The 14,904-nt window shown below is 36.3% G+C and carries 15 protein-coding genes; 8 read left to right on the top strand and 7 right to left on the bottom strand.

Annotated elements, in window-relative coordinates:
• Nucleotides 1–308: 308 nt before the first annotated feature.
• The 3 genes from EKL99_RS03835 to dnaA all read right to left on the bottom strand — a co-directional run bounded on the left by EKL99_RS03835 (nt 309) and on the right by dnaA (nt 3,021).
• The gene (locus EKL99_RS03835; RefSeq protein WP_126555260.1) at nt 309–1,031 is read right to left on the bottom strand and encodes an SAM-dependent methyltransferase; all 723 of its coding nucleotides are present in this window, start codon (nt 1,029–1,031) and stop codon (nt 309–311) included.
• An 87-nt stretch (nt 1,032–1,118) separates the two neighbouring features.
• Complete coding sequence (locus tag EKL99_RS03830; RefSeq protein ID WP_126555257.1) at nt 1,119–1,586, bottom strand: low molecular weight protein-tyrosine-phosphatase; 468 nt, start codon at nt 1,584–1,586, stop codon at nt 1,119–1,121.
• 7 nt (nt 1,587–1,593) lie between these two features.
• Nucleotides 1,594–3,021, bottom strand: a complete 1,428-nt coding sequence (gene dnaA / locus EKL99_RS03825) for a chromosomal replication initiator protein DnaA (protein WP_126461231.1) — start codon at nt 3,019–3,021, stop codon at nt 1,594–1,596.
• Nucleotides 3,022–3,207: 186 nt separating this feature from the next.
• Here dnaA and EKL99_RS03820 point away from each other — a divergent pair, with 186 nt between their 5' ends.
• Nucleotides 3,208–3,612 carry a thioesterase family protein gene (locus EKL99_RS03820; RefSeq protein WP_126461228.1) on the top strand — a complete coding sequence of 135 codons (405 nt, stop codon included), beginning with the start codon at nt 3,208–3,210 and terminating at the stop codon, nt 3,610–3,612.
• A gap of 29 nt (nt 3,613–3,641) precedes the next feature.
• Here the strand turns inward: EKL99_RS03820 and EKL99_RS03815 are convergent, their stop codons facing one another.
• From EKL99_RS03815 to ribD, 3 genes are read right to left on the bottom strand one after another with little or no spacing between them, the layout of a single operon-like run.
• A complete protein-coding gene (locus tag EKL99_RS03815; RefSeq protein WP_126461225.1) occupies nt 3,642–4,265 on the bottom strand; it encodes a YigZ family protein in 624 nt (207 codons plus the stop codon).
• Nucleotides 4,266–4,321: 56 nt separating this feature from the next.
• Entirely contained in the window at nt 4,322–4,924 is a 603-nt protein-coding gene (locus tag EKL99_RS03810) for an HAD family phosphatase (protein WP_126461222.1), read from the bottom strand.
• Nucleotides 4,917–5,960: a bifunctional diaminohydroxyphosphoribosylaminopyrimidine deaminase/5-amino-6-(5-phosphoribosylamino)uracil reductase RibD gene (gene ribD, locus EKL99_RS03805; protein ID WP_126564284.1), complete on the bottom strand. Its 1,044-nt coding sequence runs from the start codon at nt 5,958–5,960 to the stop codon at nt 4,917–4,919. Before ribD ends, EKL99_RS03810 begins: the two co-directional genes overlap by 8 nt.
• A gap of 140 nt (nt 5,961–6,100) precedes the next feature.
• Here ribD and EKL99_RS03800 point away from each other — a divergent pair, with 140 nt between their 5' ends.
• Together EKL99_RS03800 and prmC are read left to right on the top strand one after the other, a co-directional pair.
• Nucleotides 6,101–6,586 carry a GNAT family N-acetyltransferase gene (locus EKL99_RS03800; RefSeq protein WP_126461216.1) on the top strand — a complete coding sequence of 162 codons (486 nt, stop codon included), beginning with the start codon at nt 6,101–6,103 and terminating at the stop codon, nt 6,584–6,586.
• 14 nt (nt 6,587–6,600) lie between these two features.
• A complete protein-coding gene (gene prmC / locus EKL99_RS03795) occupies nt 6,601–7,476 on the top strand; it encodes a peptide chain release factor N(5)-glutamine methyltransferase (protein ID WP_126564283.1) in 876 nt (291 codons plus the stop codon).
• A 59-nt stretch (nt 7,477–7,535) separates the two neighbouring features.
• Here the strand turns inward: prmC and EKL99_RS03790 are convergent, their stop codons facing one another.
• Nucleotides 7,536–8,780 (bottom strand): ABC transporter permease, encoded by a 1,245-nt coding sequence (locus EKL99_RS03790; protein WP_197037205.1) that lies wholly within the window; start codon nt 8,778–8,780, stop codon nt 7,536–7,538.
• A gap of 235 nt (nt 8,781–9,015) precedes the next feature.
• Between EKL99_RS03790 and EKL99_RS03785 the strand changes: the two genes are divergently transcribed.
• The 5 genes from EKL99_RS03785 (at nt 9,016) to EKL99_RS03765 (ending at nt 14,817) form a co-directional block, all read left to right on the top strand.
• Complete coding sequence (locus EKL99_RS03785; RefSeq protein WP_126576429.1) at nt 9,016–10,104, top strand: hypothetical protein; 1,089 nt, start codon at nt 9,016–9,018, stop codon at nt 10,102–10,104.
• A gap of 125 nt (nt 10,105–10,229) precedes the next feature.
• Nucleotides 10,230–11,606 carry a histidine--tRNA ligase gene (gene hisS, locus EKL99_RS03780; RefSeq protein WP_126461206.1) on the top strand — a complete coding sequence of 459 codons (1,377 nt, stop codon included), beginning with the start codon at nt 10,230–10,232 and terminating at the stop codon, nt 11,604–11,606.
• Between the two features lie 294 nt (nt 11,607–11,900).
• Nucleotides 11,901–12,473 (top strand): nucleotide exchange factor GrpE, encoded by a 573-nt coding sequence (locus tag EKL99_RS03775; RefSeq protein ID WP_126461203.1) that lies wholly within the window; start codon nt 11,901–11,903, stop codon nt 12,471–12,473.
• A 76-nt stretch (nt 12,474–12,549) separates the two neighbouring features.
• On the top strand, nt 12,550–13,665 hold the full coding sequence (dnaJ, locus tag EKL99_RS03770) for a molecular chaperone DnaJ (protein WP_126453722.1): 1,116 nt from the start codon (nt 12,550–12,552) through the stop codon (nt 13,663–13,665).
• A 231-nt stretch (nt 13,666–13,896) separates the two neighbouring features.
• Nucleotides 13,897–14,817 (top strand): ABC transporter ATP-binding protein, encoded by a 921-nt coding sequence (locus EKL99_RS03765; RefSeq protein ID WP_126564282.1) that lies wholly within the window; start codon nt 13,897–13,899, stop codon nt 14,815–14,817.
• The last annotated feature ends 87 nt before the right edge of the window (nt 14,818–14,904 follow it).

The following is a 14,904-nucleotide window of genomic DNA, read 5'->3' as shown; positions in this document are numbered from 1 at the left end:
GTGTGTGTTGTAATCATTTTTGTTTTTGGAGTGCATGCTTTTTCTATAATCGCCCAATTTGGGGTGTAATGATCGCGTACTATGGGAACTTCATAACAATAAATATACTCGTGCTGCTATTTGGAAGTTTACTCCTTAAAAAAATCATTAATTCTAATCATAAAAATAGGGTTTTATAATTAGAATTAATGATTAGAGGTGTTGTTTTATTAAGTCCAACAATTCAGCGTATTCTGTTGTTTTATTGAATTGTAACTTTGTTAACGGATCTGGTTTACCTTTTTAGTAAAAGGAAAAGAAGTTTAAATTTACATTTTGTGGATGATAAAAATAGTCGGTCGTTTGTGCAAGTCGATGGTTTCTTTTTTCCAGGCCGCAATTTTCTTAGTCTTGATATATTCGGTCGGTAAAGTGATATCCGCAGCAATGCACAAGTGTGTTTCGGGATGCAGTGTTTGTACTAAATCTTCCAATAATTTGTTGTTGCGATACGGCGTTTCTATGAAAATCTGAGATTGATTTTTTTCAAAAGAAACTCTTTCCAAGGTTTTGAAACTGGCTTTTTTTTCGTCTTTTTCAATAGGCAAATAGCCATGAAACGTAAAGCTTTGTCCGTTCATTCCGGAAGCCATCATGGCCAAAAGGATGGAAGAAGGACCAACCAAAGGAACAACCTGAATGCCTTTTTCATGGGCTAATTTAACAATCACAGCGCCAGGATCAGCCACTCCGGGACAGCCTGCTTCGCTCATTAATCCCATATTTTGCCCTTCCAGCAATGGTTGTATAAAGTCTAAATGTTCTTTGGTTTCAGTGTGTTTGTTTAAAACAAAAAGTTTTAACTCAGATTGTTTCTTCTCAGGACTAACACCTTTGATCGATTTGCGGGCTGTTTTGTCGTTTTCTACAATATAATAATCAAGGAGGTCAATACTTCTTTTTATGGTTTGCGGCAAAACATCCATAGGATCGCAATCGCCCATTGTGGTAGGGATTAAATAGAGTTTTCCTAAAACAGCGTTTGGTTTCATAGGTGTAATTTATGTTCCTTAAAATAGTGTGTTTATAGTATGATCAGTATATTGTTAGGATATCCAAAATAATTTTATCCGAAAAAACTAGGTGTGTTTGGCGATTAGCTTTTGTGCAAGAACCGTACACGCTTCATCCAGCATGTTGTACACAATTTCAAATCCATTAGGCAAACCAAAATATGGATCAGGAACATCTACTTTTTCGTTTGGAAATAATTCATTCAAAATTAGTTGTACTTTTTCTATTTGTTTCGGGTGCTCCGCAAGCTGCACTACATCCTCATAATTGGAATTATCCATGACATAGATATAATCAAATGTGTCGAAATCAGCACTGCTGAATTGCCTTCCTTTTTGATTTGAAATGTTGATTTTGTTTATTTTTGCAACTGCAATAGAGCGTTCGTCTGGCGAATGGCCAATGTGCCAGGATCCAGTTCCTGCCGAATCCACTGAGAATTTGTTCTTTGGAAGCTTAGAAGCTAATAGGCCTTCAGCCAATGGGGAACGACAAATGTTTCCCAAACAAACCATTAAAATTTTTATGGACATAAGGTGTCTATAGCGTTAATTTTTTATTGATGTCTTCCACAAATTTTTTGAATTGTTTGTCCGTAGCCACTAAATTATCAACGGTTTTGCAAGCGTGTAATACTGTAGCATGATCGCGATCTCCAATTTGGGAACCAATATTTGCCAAAGAGGCTTTTGTGAATTTCTTTGCAAAAAACATCGCCAGTTGTCGGGCTTGCACCACGTGTCTTTTTCTGGTTTTGGATTGCAGTGTTTCTAAATCCAGCTGGAAATACTCCGAAACAATTTTTTGAATGTAATCAATAGAAATTTCTCGTTTTACATTTTTTACAAATTTTTCAACGACACTTTTAGCCAGTTCCAGCGTTACTTCTTTTTTATTAAAAGACGATTGTGCAATCAATGATATAATGGCTCCTTCTAATTCCCTTACATTCGATTTGATATTACGCGCTACGTATTCGATGATTTCGTCCGGAATTTCAACGCCGTCTCTGTACAATATGTTTTTTAGGATGGAAATTCTGGTTTCATAATCCGGTTGGTGCAATTCAGCACTCAATCCCCATTTGAAACGCGAAAGTAACCGTTGTTCAATATCTTGCATGTCAACAGGCGCCTTGTCCGAAGTTAGGATGACCTGTTTGCCGTTTTGATGTAAATAGTTGAATATGTGAAAAAACACATCCTGAGTTCCTGACTTTCCGGAAAGAAATTGCACGTCATCAATAATTAAAACATCAATTAATTGATAGAAATGGATGAAATCATTTCGGTTATTTTTCTTAACCGAGTCGATGTATTGTTGGGTAAAAATTTCAGCCGAAATGTATAAAACGGTTTTTTCAGGGTATTTGTCTTTTATTTCTACCCCAATGGCATGCGCCAAATGCGTTTTTCCAAGACCAACACCACCAAAAATTAATAACGGATTGAACGAAGTTCCACCCGGTTTATTGGCAACAGCCATACCTGCAGAACGAGCCAATCGATTTGAATCCCCTTCTAAAAAGTTGTCAAAACTATAATTTGCATTCAGCTGTGATTCGATTTTTAAATTTCGGATGCCTGGAATTACAAATGGATTTCTTAATTCGGGGTTTAAGTTTTTAAAAGGAGCATCTACTTCTTGCGGCTTCATAGGAACTCTATTGGCGCTTGGCAACTGTTCCGTAAACGGTTGTTTATTGCCGTAAGTGTTTTCCATTCTGATTTTATAAAGTAACTTAGCATTTTTTCCAAGTTCTTTAGTAAGGGCCACTTTTAACAATTTTACATAGTGCTCCTCGAGCCATTCGTAGAAAAATTTACTAGGTACCTGAATATATAATGCGTTATCGGTAAGTTCAACTGATTTGATTGGTTCGAACCAAGTTTTGTACGCTTGGTCTTGGATGTTGTCTTTTATGAAAGACAAACAGTTTTCCCATACTGATTGAGCAGTTTTGTTCATATATTCTATTAAATTATTTTTAATTGGTAATTTTTATCTTACTAAAAAAAAGAGGTTGTGTGATTATTTATTGGGGTAACAAATATGTGAACAAATTTCTGTAAAAAAAAATATATAGGGCACTAATTTCCCGAATTATTGTTGTAAGGCGCTTTTTTAAATTTAAATTTTTTTAATACATAAGTAATGAAAGATCATCAAATAGAAGTTCGGGTGCGATACTCGGAAACGGATCAAATGGGAGTTGTATACCATGGGAATTACATTCCTTATTTTGAGATAGGAAGGGTGGAATGGCTTAGAAACAAAGGGATCTCCTATAAAAATATGGAGCAAAGCGGAATTGCGCTGCCTATTGTTTCTATGAATATTAATTATAAAAAATCAGCGCGCTATGATGAGTTGTTAACGGTTCATACGATTTTCAAAAGCCAGACTTCGGTGAAGATAGAATTTGATTGTGCTATTTATAATGAATCTGATGAGTTATTAACAACGGCTCAATTTATTTTGGTTTTTGTCTCCTTAAAAACAGGTCGTCCAATGGCTCCTCCAGCGTATATTTTAGAATTGTTAAAAACAATCGAATAAAGTACAAAAGAAGCAATATTGAATGGGAATTAGAGTCGTTTTATACCGATTTCAAACATCGAATTGAAAGTGTCGAATAGTTTTTCGGCATTTTTTTTTCGGGTTTTTAGCTCGATTTTACCTATCGGAAGGGTAGTGATCGCACTTATTTCCATTTCCTGAGATACAATTTCCAATTTTTGTTCCTTGATGACCCGCATTACTTTATTCATATTTTGGTACTCAAAGGCGAGGCTAAAATGACAATCGATTGTTTTCTCTATAATGGCACAGCTTTCCAGAATCAGTTGTGCCGTGGTTTTATAGGCAGTAATCAAGCCGCCAACGCCTAACTTCACGCCGCCAAAAACCCGAACTACGACTAGCAGGATATTAGTGACTGAAAACGACTGAATTTGTCCGTAAATAGGCATACCGGCACTATGGCTTGGTTCTCCGTCATCGTTTGCTCTATAGGCCATTGTGCTGGTGCCAATTTGATAGGCATAGCAAAAATGTCCTGCATGAGGATGTTGCTTCCGCAAAATATCGATGAGCGGCTTTACTTCGTCCTCCGATTGAATGGGATAGGCATAGCCAAAAAATTTGCTGTTTTTTTCTTTGAATAGCAGTTCCTCTGAAGAAAATGCAATGGTGTTGTATGTGTCTTTCAATTGAAATTAAAAAAAGGAGTGAAATTTGAAATTTGATATGACTTGAAGCGGTTCTTTCAAATTATTTTTTTGTCCAGTAAATGGATGACATCTTCTGTGCCTACTTGTAAATTCCAAACTTCAAATCCCAATGCCAGTGCGACATCTGTATTTTCTTTTTTATCATCGACAAATAACGTTCGCTTGGGCGCTAATTCATGGTTGCTTATCAAATGATGAAAAGCGTCAGGATTTGGTTTTCTTAAGCCTAGCTCAAATGAAAAATAGACTTTCTCAAAGCATTGGTAAAAATCCCTGTAAAAAGAAATCCCGTTTTTGCGTTCGAACGTTTCTATATGAATAGCATCCGTATTGGATAATAAAAACAAGCGGTATTTTTGCGAAAGCATTTGCAGGAATTCCAATCGATACAACGGGAAATCGAGGAGTATGGCATTCCAAGCGGCTAGAATTTCTTTGGTGGTGGCATTTGGAAGATGTTTTTGAATGCCCAAAAGGAAATTTTCACGGGAAATTTTTCCGGTTTCAAACTGGATGTTCAAATGGTCTAAATCAGCATTCCATTCCTTCAGGCCTAATTTCTGGAACGCAGTAACGGTGGCTTGTTTGTCTAAGTTGATAAAAACATCTCCAAAATCAAAAATGATAGTGTTAATCATGGTTTCTGTGAATTAGAAGTTCGTCTGAACCTATGCATTGTTTTGTGAACTGTTTTTGAACAAGAATAGGCGCCTTGATTCCAGTTTTAAATTGGATATTTCCAACAAATATTCGAGCTTCGTCCCAAAGATTAGCATCGATAAAAGTTTGCAGCGTTTGCCTTCCGCCTTCAATGATAACGGATTGAATTTGATGTTTGTACAGGGATTGAACCAAGTGTTCAGCTGTGTTTTTTTCAAAATCGATGCACTCAAAGATAGTATTTTCTTTTTCAACACCCGTTTTAAATCCGGAAAAAAGGATAGTTTTAACGTGATTGTCAAAGATGTGACTGTCTTTTGGGATGCGGTTCTTTTGATCTAAAACCACCCGAATGGGATTGTTTCCATACCAATCGCGCGCATTGAGTTTTGGGTTATCATCAATAACAGTTTGTGTTCCCACCAGTATGGCTTGCTCCTCGGTGCGCCATTTATGAACCAGTTGTCTGGAATAAATAGTGGTGATCCAGACCGGTTTTTTTTCTGATTTTTCTTTTGGCGCAATAAAACTATCTTGACTTTGTGCCCATTTCAAGATAATATACGGTCTTTTCTTTTTGTGAAAGGTAAAAAACCTTTTGTTGAGCTCCTGGCATTCGTCTTCCAGAACGCCTAGGGTTACGTGTACTCCGGCTTCCATGAGCTTTTTGATTCCGTTTCCTGCCACTTTTATATTGGGGTCAACAGTGCCTATAACTACATTTGGAATTTTATTTTTGATAATCAAATCACAACAGGGCGGTGTTTTGCCAAAATGACTGCAGGGCTCTAAACTCACGTAAATAGTTGCTTTATTCAGCAGCGATTTGTCTTTTACGGAATTTATTGCAAGGACTTCTGCGTGCGGTTCTCCTGCTTTTTGATGCCAGCCTTCGCCAATGATGTTGCCGTCACAAACAATTACACTGCCTACTAACGGATTTGGATAGGTGGTTCCCAGACCATTTTTGGCCAGCTCGACGCACCGTTTGATGTATTTTTCATGTATTTTCACTCTACAAAAGTAGTGATTTTTGCGTGTAGCCCCAATCAGGTACCCAAACTTGGGATTGAGGCAGGATTAGTTTTAAAAACTTTAGAGAATAACAACAAACAATTGATACTTTTGTGGCTAAAATTAGTTTCTGAAAAAAAATGGAAAAGTACCGCATTAGAAAAATAAAAAAAGAAGACAATCTCGCAGTTGCAGCATTGATACGAGCAGTTTTTGACGAATTAAAGATTCCAAAAGTAGGAACGGCGTATGAAGATCCGTATTTGGATTTAATGTATGAGGAGTATAATAAGCCAAAATCAGTTTATTATGTGGTGGAAAAGGATGGGAAAATTATAGGTTCTGCCGGGGTTGCCCCACTTGAAAATGAAGCAGAAACCATTTGTGAACTTCAAAAAATGTATTTCCTGCCGGAAACCAGAGGTCTTGGACTTGGAAGTCAGATGATGGCTCAGTGTTTAGAAAGTGCCAAGGATTTTGGTTTTGAAAATTGTTATCTTGAAACCATGCCATTTATGCTTGATGCCCAGAAACTGTATAAGAAAGTAGGTTTTGAATACCTTGAGTCGCCCATGGGAAGCACTGGTCATACCAGTTGTCCGATATGGATGCTCAAAAAATTATAAATCATGAATTTTAAATGAAAAACAGTTCCGTTAAAATTAGAGATTACAGAACCCAATTTATTCAAGAACTGACTCCAATTTATGATGCCGGAGAAGCAGAGAGTTTTTTCTATTTAATAGCAGAAGAAAAGCATCAACTGAAAAGAATAGATCTGGCCTTGCATCCTGATTTGGTTTTTTCGGAAACGGAAAGGGTAGTTTGGAATTCGATTTTGGCACAATTAAAACAGGAAATCCCGATACAATATCTTTTAGGCAAAACGAGTTTTTACGGATTGGATTTTGAAGTCAATGAAAATGTATTGATTCCAAGACCCGAAACCGAAGAACTAGTCGCATGGATTATTAGAAATAATTTAAAGATTGAAAAATTCAAAGATTTAAAGATTCTTGACATAGGCACGGGAAGTGGTTGTATTGCTGTTTCATTGGCAAAACACATTCCGAATGCGCAGGTTTTTGCAATTGATGTGTCTGAAAAAGCGTTGGCTACAGCCCACAATAACGCCCACAATAATGCTGTAAATATTACTTTTATCAAGCAGAACATTCTTGAAACTGAAGATTTACTTCAGGAATTTGATGTTATTGTTTCTAACCCGCCGTATGTTCGCAATTTAGAAAAAGAGGAAATTAAGAAAAATGTATTGGACTATGAACCGCATCTGGCACTTTTTGTAGAAGATAATGACGCATTGATTTTTTATAAAAAAATAGCCAAACTGGCTCAAAAAAATCTGCTGCCAAACGGAAAGTTGTATTTTGAAATTAATCAGTATTTAGGCAAAGAAATGGTCGATTTACTCGAAAAAATGAATTTCAAAAACATCGAATTACGAAAAGATATTTACGGGAATGACCGGATGATTAAAGGAGAAATAAGTAATTAGTATTTATAAGTTGAAAACGGATCAGTTTTTCAAAAGTTTTAGAGACTGACCACTGTAATCTACTCATAACGCAAGGCTTCAATGGGATCCAGGACCGCCGCTTTGATTGCGGGATATAAACCGGAAGCAATCGCTACAATGAAACTGGTAATAAAAGCCGCCATGATAGCGCCCCACGGAATTACAAAGGCAAAGTCCATGGCTGTGGCAATACCAAATCCGATTAGGATTCCAAAAATAATGCCTACTAATCCGCCCATTTGGCCTATCAGTAATGTTTCTATAAAAAACTGAATGGCGATTGTCGTTTTCTTGGCTCCCAAGGCTTTACGGACTCCAATTTCCCGGGTGCGTTCCGTAACGGAGACGATCATGATATTCATCAGGGCTATCGAAGATCCCAGCACGGTGATGATGCCTATAAGCCAGGATGCCAGTCCCAGGTATTTTGTGATTCCTAAAATTCGGTTGATCAAGTCATCGCTGCGCACGACGCCAAAATTACTGTCTTCTACGGGACTCAATTTACGAATCCGGCGCATCGTACTTGTGGCGTTGTCCAGAGCTTGTTCCAGTAATTCTTTTTTGCCCACCATGACACTCACTGTATAATTGATGTTGGGTGCCGTAAACAAGGAGCGCGCTAGTTGAATTGGAATCAAAACCCGTAAATCCTGACTGTTCCCAAACGTGGATCCTTTCTCTTTCAAAACTCCGATGACCTTAAATTTAGCTCCTCGGATGGATATTATTTTATCAATGGGATTTACGTCTTTCAGCAATCCTTTTTCAAAATCAGACCCTACAACACATACATACGCATTGTTGTCAATGTCAAATCCTGTAAAATTGCGACCGGAACTGGTTGCTAATCCGGAATTCGTTATGAAAAATTCGTCAACTCCGAGGATCGCATTTTCGGGATCCGTTTTTGTTGCCTCATATTTTACTTCGGCGGCAGATGTCGCGGTAAAGGAAAGCGACGTTTCTGTAAATGGGTAGTTGTATTTTTTCTTGAAAGCCACAGCCTCCGGATAAGAAATGATGGGATTAATGATTTCTCGCTCGTCCCCGCCACGATTTCGAGTGGTGTTTTCGTACTGTTTAATGTTGAAGGTATTGGCTCCCATGGAGGCAAAATCTGAGGAAATAGTGTTTTCAAGTGCCGAAACAACCGTAAGAATACTGACTAAAGCCGTGATCCCAATAGCGATAATCATCACCGTAAGCACCGTTCGCAACAATTGCGTTCGGATGGAACCAAATGCAATCCGAATATTTTCTTTGAATAATTTTAACATCATATACGTTTGACACGAAATTACAATTTTTGTTACAAATTAAGCTTTCGAAGACAGAATATTTATTTTGAATCAATATATTTGGTGTGAGAAAAATTTAAATTTCCATTTTTAGGAAATATATTTTTTTGAAATTTTTAATTTATAATTATTTGAAATGAATAATATTTTTTTCGCCTTTTTCTGTATTCTTTTTTGTAGCAATATTGGTCACTCCCAGAATTTTAAAATCACTAAAATGATTGCTGATAAAACAACAAAAGTACCTTTAGAAAACGTTAGTATTTATAATGATAAAGATAATTCTACAACAAATCAAGAAGGATTATTTGTATTTATTTCTGGCCGTAATGAAATTAATTTTAATTTGCTGGGCTATAATTCTCTGAAAACTACTTTTGAAAGAATAGAAAGGCACGACACCATTTTTATGGAAGCCAAAGCCTTTGAACTAAAGGAGGTTGTTGTGGCTAATAATGAATCGTTTATCAAAAAAGTATATGATAAAATGGTCGACAATTATAGTGCAAAGTATACTTCAAACTTCTTTTTAAGAAATGTACTCAAAAAAGGCAACAGCATCGTCGTGTTGCAGGATATTCACGCCAAAAGAGGTAAAAATTCATTTCCCAAAAATTTTAGTGAGATCGAAGTTTTAAATATGAGGAAAACTAGTTTTTTTGAAAAAAAGAAGCAGATTGATTTTGCCTTTCCAGATTTTACAGAGTTTTTTGGTGGATTCTATCCAGCGTTGGATCAAAATATTTTTACCGAGGTGGATTATAATGATTTTGATTTTAGAAAATTTTTATTTGAAGCCAAGCAAAAAAATGTTTGGGGGCAAATTAGTAAAGGGTATTTTATTATTAATAGAAATGATTATGCAATTGTCGAATTTTTTGTATCAATGTATGATAATCCTGAAGTAATACCTTTTAAAAAATTTAAGCTTTCAAGTACGCAATATAGGACCACACGATACGAAAAACTCGTCACCTACAATAAAAACAGTACAGTAAATAAATACTATCTCAATTTAGCAAAACTGAATGCACAGGTAGAAGTATTAGCTGATAAAAATAGCGCTGGGTCATTTAAATATAACTTAACAATGGATTATTTTACAACCAATTCTGTTACTAATGAAAAAGTAGAATCTAATTTTGCTGTTGACAAAGATGTTTTTAAAGCTAAATTTCCTTATTCGGCAACCTTTTGGAACACTCAAAATCAACTGCCTTTAACGAATGAGCTTAAAGATTTTTTGAAACGAGTTTCTGATAACAAAGACCAAAAGAAGGAATTTGAGATAATTGGAAATTTCTAATTTTTTTTATTTAAAAATCAGGATATTTGCAGAGAGAATTAGGATTTTCAATGTAGCCATTACGATTTTGAAGAAATCGATTTTGTTTTTTGTAATTCGTATTTCGTAATTTGTAATTAATTAAAATGGCATCAAAACCTAGTATTCCAAAAGGAACCAGAGATTTCTCACCAACCGAGGTGGCAAAACGGCACTATATCATCCAAATCATAAAAAACAATTTCGAGAAATTTGGTTTTCAACCCATAGAAACCCCTTCATTTGAAAATTCCGAAACCCTAATGGGAAAATACGGAGAAGAAGGCGACCGTTTGATTTTTAAGATTTTGAATTCCGGAGACTATTTGGCGAAAGCCAATGCCACGCATCTCGAAAATAAAGACAGTACAAAACTGACAGCGAGCATTTCGGAGAAAGCGTTGCGGTATGACTTAACCGTTCCATTTGCCCGGTATGTGGTACAGCACCAAAACGAGATTGAATTCCCGTTCAAAAGATACCAAATCCAACCCGTTTGGAGAGCGGATCGCCCCCAAAAAGGCCGTTTCAGAGAGTTTTTTCAATGTGATGCGGATGTGGTAGGGTCTAAATCATTGTGGCAAGAAGTAGAATTAGTGCAATTATATGACACTGTTTTTTCAGCTTTGGGATTAGAAGGGGTAACCATCAAAATCAATAACCGAAAAATATTATCCGGTATTGCAGACGTGATTGGAGCATCGGATAAACTGATCGATTTCACAGTGGCACTCGATAAACTGGACAAAATTGGCGAAGACGGGGTCAAAAAAGAAATGATGGAGAAAGGAATTTCAGCAGCAGCAATTCTGAAAGTCCAGCCGTTATTCCATTTTACAGGAACCATTTCTGAAAAAATAAGCCAACTTTCAGTCTTGCTTGCTGAGTCAGAGGAAGGAATGAAAGGCGTGGAAGAATTGCGTTTCATTTGTGATAATGTGATGAAATTAGGTTTGAGCAATTCGACTTTAGACCTGGATGTAACTCTGGCTAGGGGATTGAATTATTATACCGGTGCCATTTTTGAAGTGGCGCCGCCAAAAGCTGTTGCAATGGGCTCCATTGGCGGCGGCGGACGATACGATGATTTGACCGGAATTTTTGGATTGAAAAACATGAGTGGTGTGGGGATTTCTTTTGGACTGGACCGCATTTACCTGGTGATTGAAGAATTGAATTTGTTTCCGGAAACCGTAACAGCAACTTCAAAAGCATTGTTTATTAATTATGGTGATGCTGAAGCTTTTTATGGATTGCAAGCCATTCAGAAGCTTAGAGCTGCAGGAATTAAAGTGGAATTGTATCCGGATAATGCTAAAGTGGCCAAGCAGTTTCAGCATGCCGACAAACGAGGAATTCCTTTTGCCGTAATTGCAGGAGAACAGGAAATAGCGTCGGATACGTTTGTGCTCAAAAATTTAATATCGGGGGAACAGCGTACAGTGGATTTTGAGAGTCTAAAACAAGATTTGTTACGGTCTTAATTTAAACACATAAAAAAAGCTCCGTTTTTAGTACACGAAGCTTTTTTTTACTATTAGGTAATGGTGAATTAATAATTGTTTAGAATAAAATCGTGAGTTTTTACTTTCTAAAAGTGTTCTAAATAAAAAATTTTAACAAAGCTAAAGAAACAATAGCAAGATAATCTTAAAATAATCTTAAAATTTTGAGTACTCAGGTGTTATATTGAAAAGAAAAGCGAAATCAATAAAAAGATGACAATTTGACATTTTAAAAGAATTGGCAGTACTTTTGCAATCCCAAAAAGAATAAAAATGAAGTTTAAGAATATTTTTAAAAATACGAGTACTATGACTACCGAAAATACAGAAATCGATCAAGAATTAGAGGAGGTGACATTAGAAAATAATGCCAATGAAGAGCAAATCATTGTTGAGGAATTAAGTGTAGAAGAGCAATTAACGCAAGACTTAGCTAAAGAGAAAGATAAATATTTACGCTTATTTGCTGAATTTGAAAATTACAAACGCAGAACAACCAAAGAGCGTATTGAATTATTCAAAACGGCTAATCAAGAAGTGTTATTAGCGATGCTGCCTGTATTGGATGATTTTGACAGGGCTTTGGTTGAAATAAACAAATCGGATGACGAATTGTTGACAAAGGGAGTGGAGCTTATTCATGAGAAATTAAAAAGCACTTTGATTTCTAAAGGATTAGAGCAAGTTGAGGTTAAAGCTGGAGATGTTTTTGATGCGGATTTTGCAGAGGCAATTACTCAGATTCCAGCTCCAAAGATGAAGGGGAAAATTGTTGATGTTCTTGAAAAAGGATATAAATTAGGAGACAAGATCATTCGTTTTCCAAAAGTGGTTATCGGTCAGTAGAGATGCGATTTATTGCGTCTTAATTAAATAGACAAAGACGAGATACATTGCGTCTGTACTGTATAAAAAAATAAAAATGAAAAAAGATTTTTACGAAATATTAGGCATTTCTAAAAGTGCTGATGCTGCTGAAATTAAAAAAGCATATAGAAAAAACGCTTTACAGTACCATCCTGACAAAAATCCAGGAGACAAATCGGCAGAAGATAAATTCAAACTAGCTGCTGAAGCTTACGAAGTATTGAGCGACCCTCAGAAAAAAGCCAAATACGACCAATACGGCCATCAAGCTTTTGATGGATCGGGTGGTTTCAGTGGTGGAGGTGGTCACGGAGGTATGAATATGGATGATATTTTCAGTCAGTTTGGGGATATTTTTGGTGGCGGTTTTGGTGGTTTCAACAGTGGTGGAGGCGGTGTTCGTCGCGCTAAAGGAAGCAACCTACGTATCAAAGTAAAATTGACGTTAGAAGAAATTGCCAACGGCGTGGAGAAAAAAGTAAAAGTAAAACGTAAAGTTCAGGCCCCTGGAGTTAGTTATAAAACGTGTTCAACCTGTAACGGTCAAGGACAAGTAATGCGGGTTACGAATACCATTTTGGGCAGAATGCAATCGGCTTCTACCTGTCCTACCTGTGGTGGTTCCGGACAAATTTTAGATAAAAAACCAGCCGAAGCAGACGCACAAGGAATGATTCTTGAAGATGAAACGGTTTCTATAAAAATACCTGCGGGTGTGGTAGACGGCATGCAATTGAAAGTGTCTAATAAAGGGAACGATGCTCCGGGAAACAGTATTCCGGGAGATTTAATTGTGGCAATTGAAGAGTTAGAGCATGAATTCTTGAAACGCGAAGGAGAGAATTTACACTACGATTTATACATTAGTTTTGCTGAAGCGGTTCTAGGAATTTCCAAAGACATTGAAGCTATAAACGGAAAAGTGAGAATCAAACTAGAAGAAGGAATCCAATCCGGTAAAATTTTGAGATTAAAAGGAAAAGGAATTCCGAGTATCAATGGGTATGGAAACGGCGATTTACTGGTTCATGTCAATGTTTGGACGCCAAAAACGCTGGATAAAGATCAAAAACAGTTTTTCGAAAAAAATCTTACGGATGAGAATTTTATTCCAAATCCGGAAAAATCAGACAAATCCTTTTTTGAGAAAGTAAAAGACATGTTTTCATAAAAAAAAAGTTAGACTCGAGTTATCGATTCGATTATAAAAATACATTACCCATCCTTGTTATAATAAGGATGGGTTTTTTATGAAATCACCATTAACAATTTGTTTGCAAACAAACACCAATACACTTAAGGCAATAACAGAGGATCGCTAAAAATTAAATGCTACATATAGGAAACAATTCTTAGTATTTTGGTACTAATTATTTACTTTTACACCAATTAAAAAATAAGCATGAGTAATATTCTTGAAGTGAATAAAGTTGTCAAGCAATACGGTGATTATGTTGCGCTTAACCAGGTTTCATTAACGGTTCCCAAAGGAAGTATCTACGGACTTTTAGGTCCAAACGGAGCCGGAAAAACATCACTTATCCGAATAATAAACCAAATTACATTGCCGGACCGTGGTGAAATTATTTTAGATGGTGAAAAACTGCAACCCAAACACGTTCAATATATAGGCTATTTGCCGGAAGAAAGAGGCTTGTACAACACGATGAAAGTAGGAGAACAATGCTTGTATTTAGCCCAGATGAAAGGGCTTTCTAAAGCTGAAGCCAAAAAACAACTGGAGTATTGGTTTGAAAAGTTTGAAATACAAGGCTGGTGGAACAAGAAAATCCAAGAACTTTCTAAGGGAATGGCTCAGAAAATTCAGTTCGTCGTGTGTGTGTTGCACAAACCAAAACTATTGATATTTGATGAACCTTTTTCTGGTTTTGATCCCGTGAATGCCACTATTATCAAAGAAGAAATTCTGGCGTTGCGAGAAGAAGGAGCCACCATAATTTTTTCGACACACCGCATGGAAAGCGTAGAAGAATTATGTGATCACATCGCTTTGATTCACAAATCAGATAAACTGATTGAAGGAAAACTGGACGATGTTAAAAGACAATTTAAAACCAATAGTTTTGAAGTGGGTATTTTATCGGATAATGCAACGGGATTGATGTCTGCTATTACACAGAAATTTAGCGTTGCTCCGGCACATTTTAAATCACTGAACAACGAGTTAAAACTGGAAATCCAACTCGGAAATGCTACGCCAAATGAATTATTGAATATCCTCACGCAATGTGGACAAGTAACACATTTTGTAGAAAAAATTCCAAGTGTAAATGATATTTTCATTCAAACAGTAACACAATAGATGGTTAGACTTCTTAGATTGTCAGACTTTTTACAGTTTCCTAATCTAATTGTTCTAAAAAAATCTAAGTAATTTAAAAATTTAAGC

Origin of the sequence: Flavobacterium sp. ZB4P23 (assembly GCF_003970375.1) — a bacterium.
GTDB lineage: Bacteria > Bacteroidota > Bacteroidia > Flavobacteriales > Flavobacteriaceae > Flavobacterium.
The sequence above is the reverse complement of the archived record's forward strand: the minus strand, read 5'-3'. Positions and strand labels throughout refer to the sequence as shown.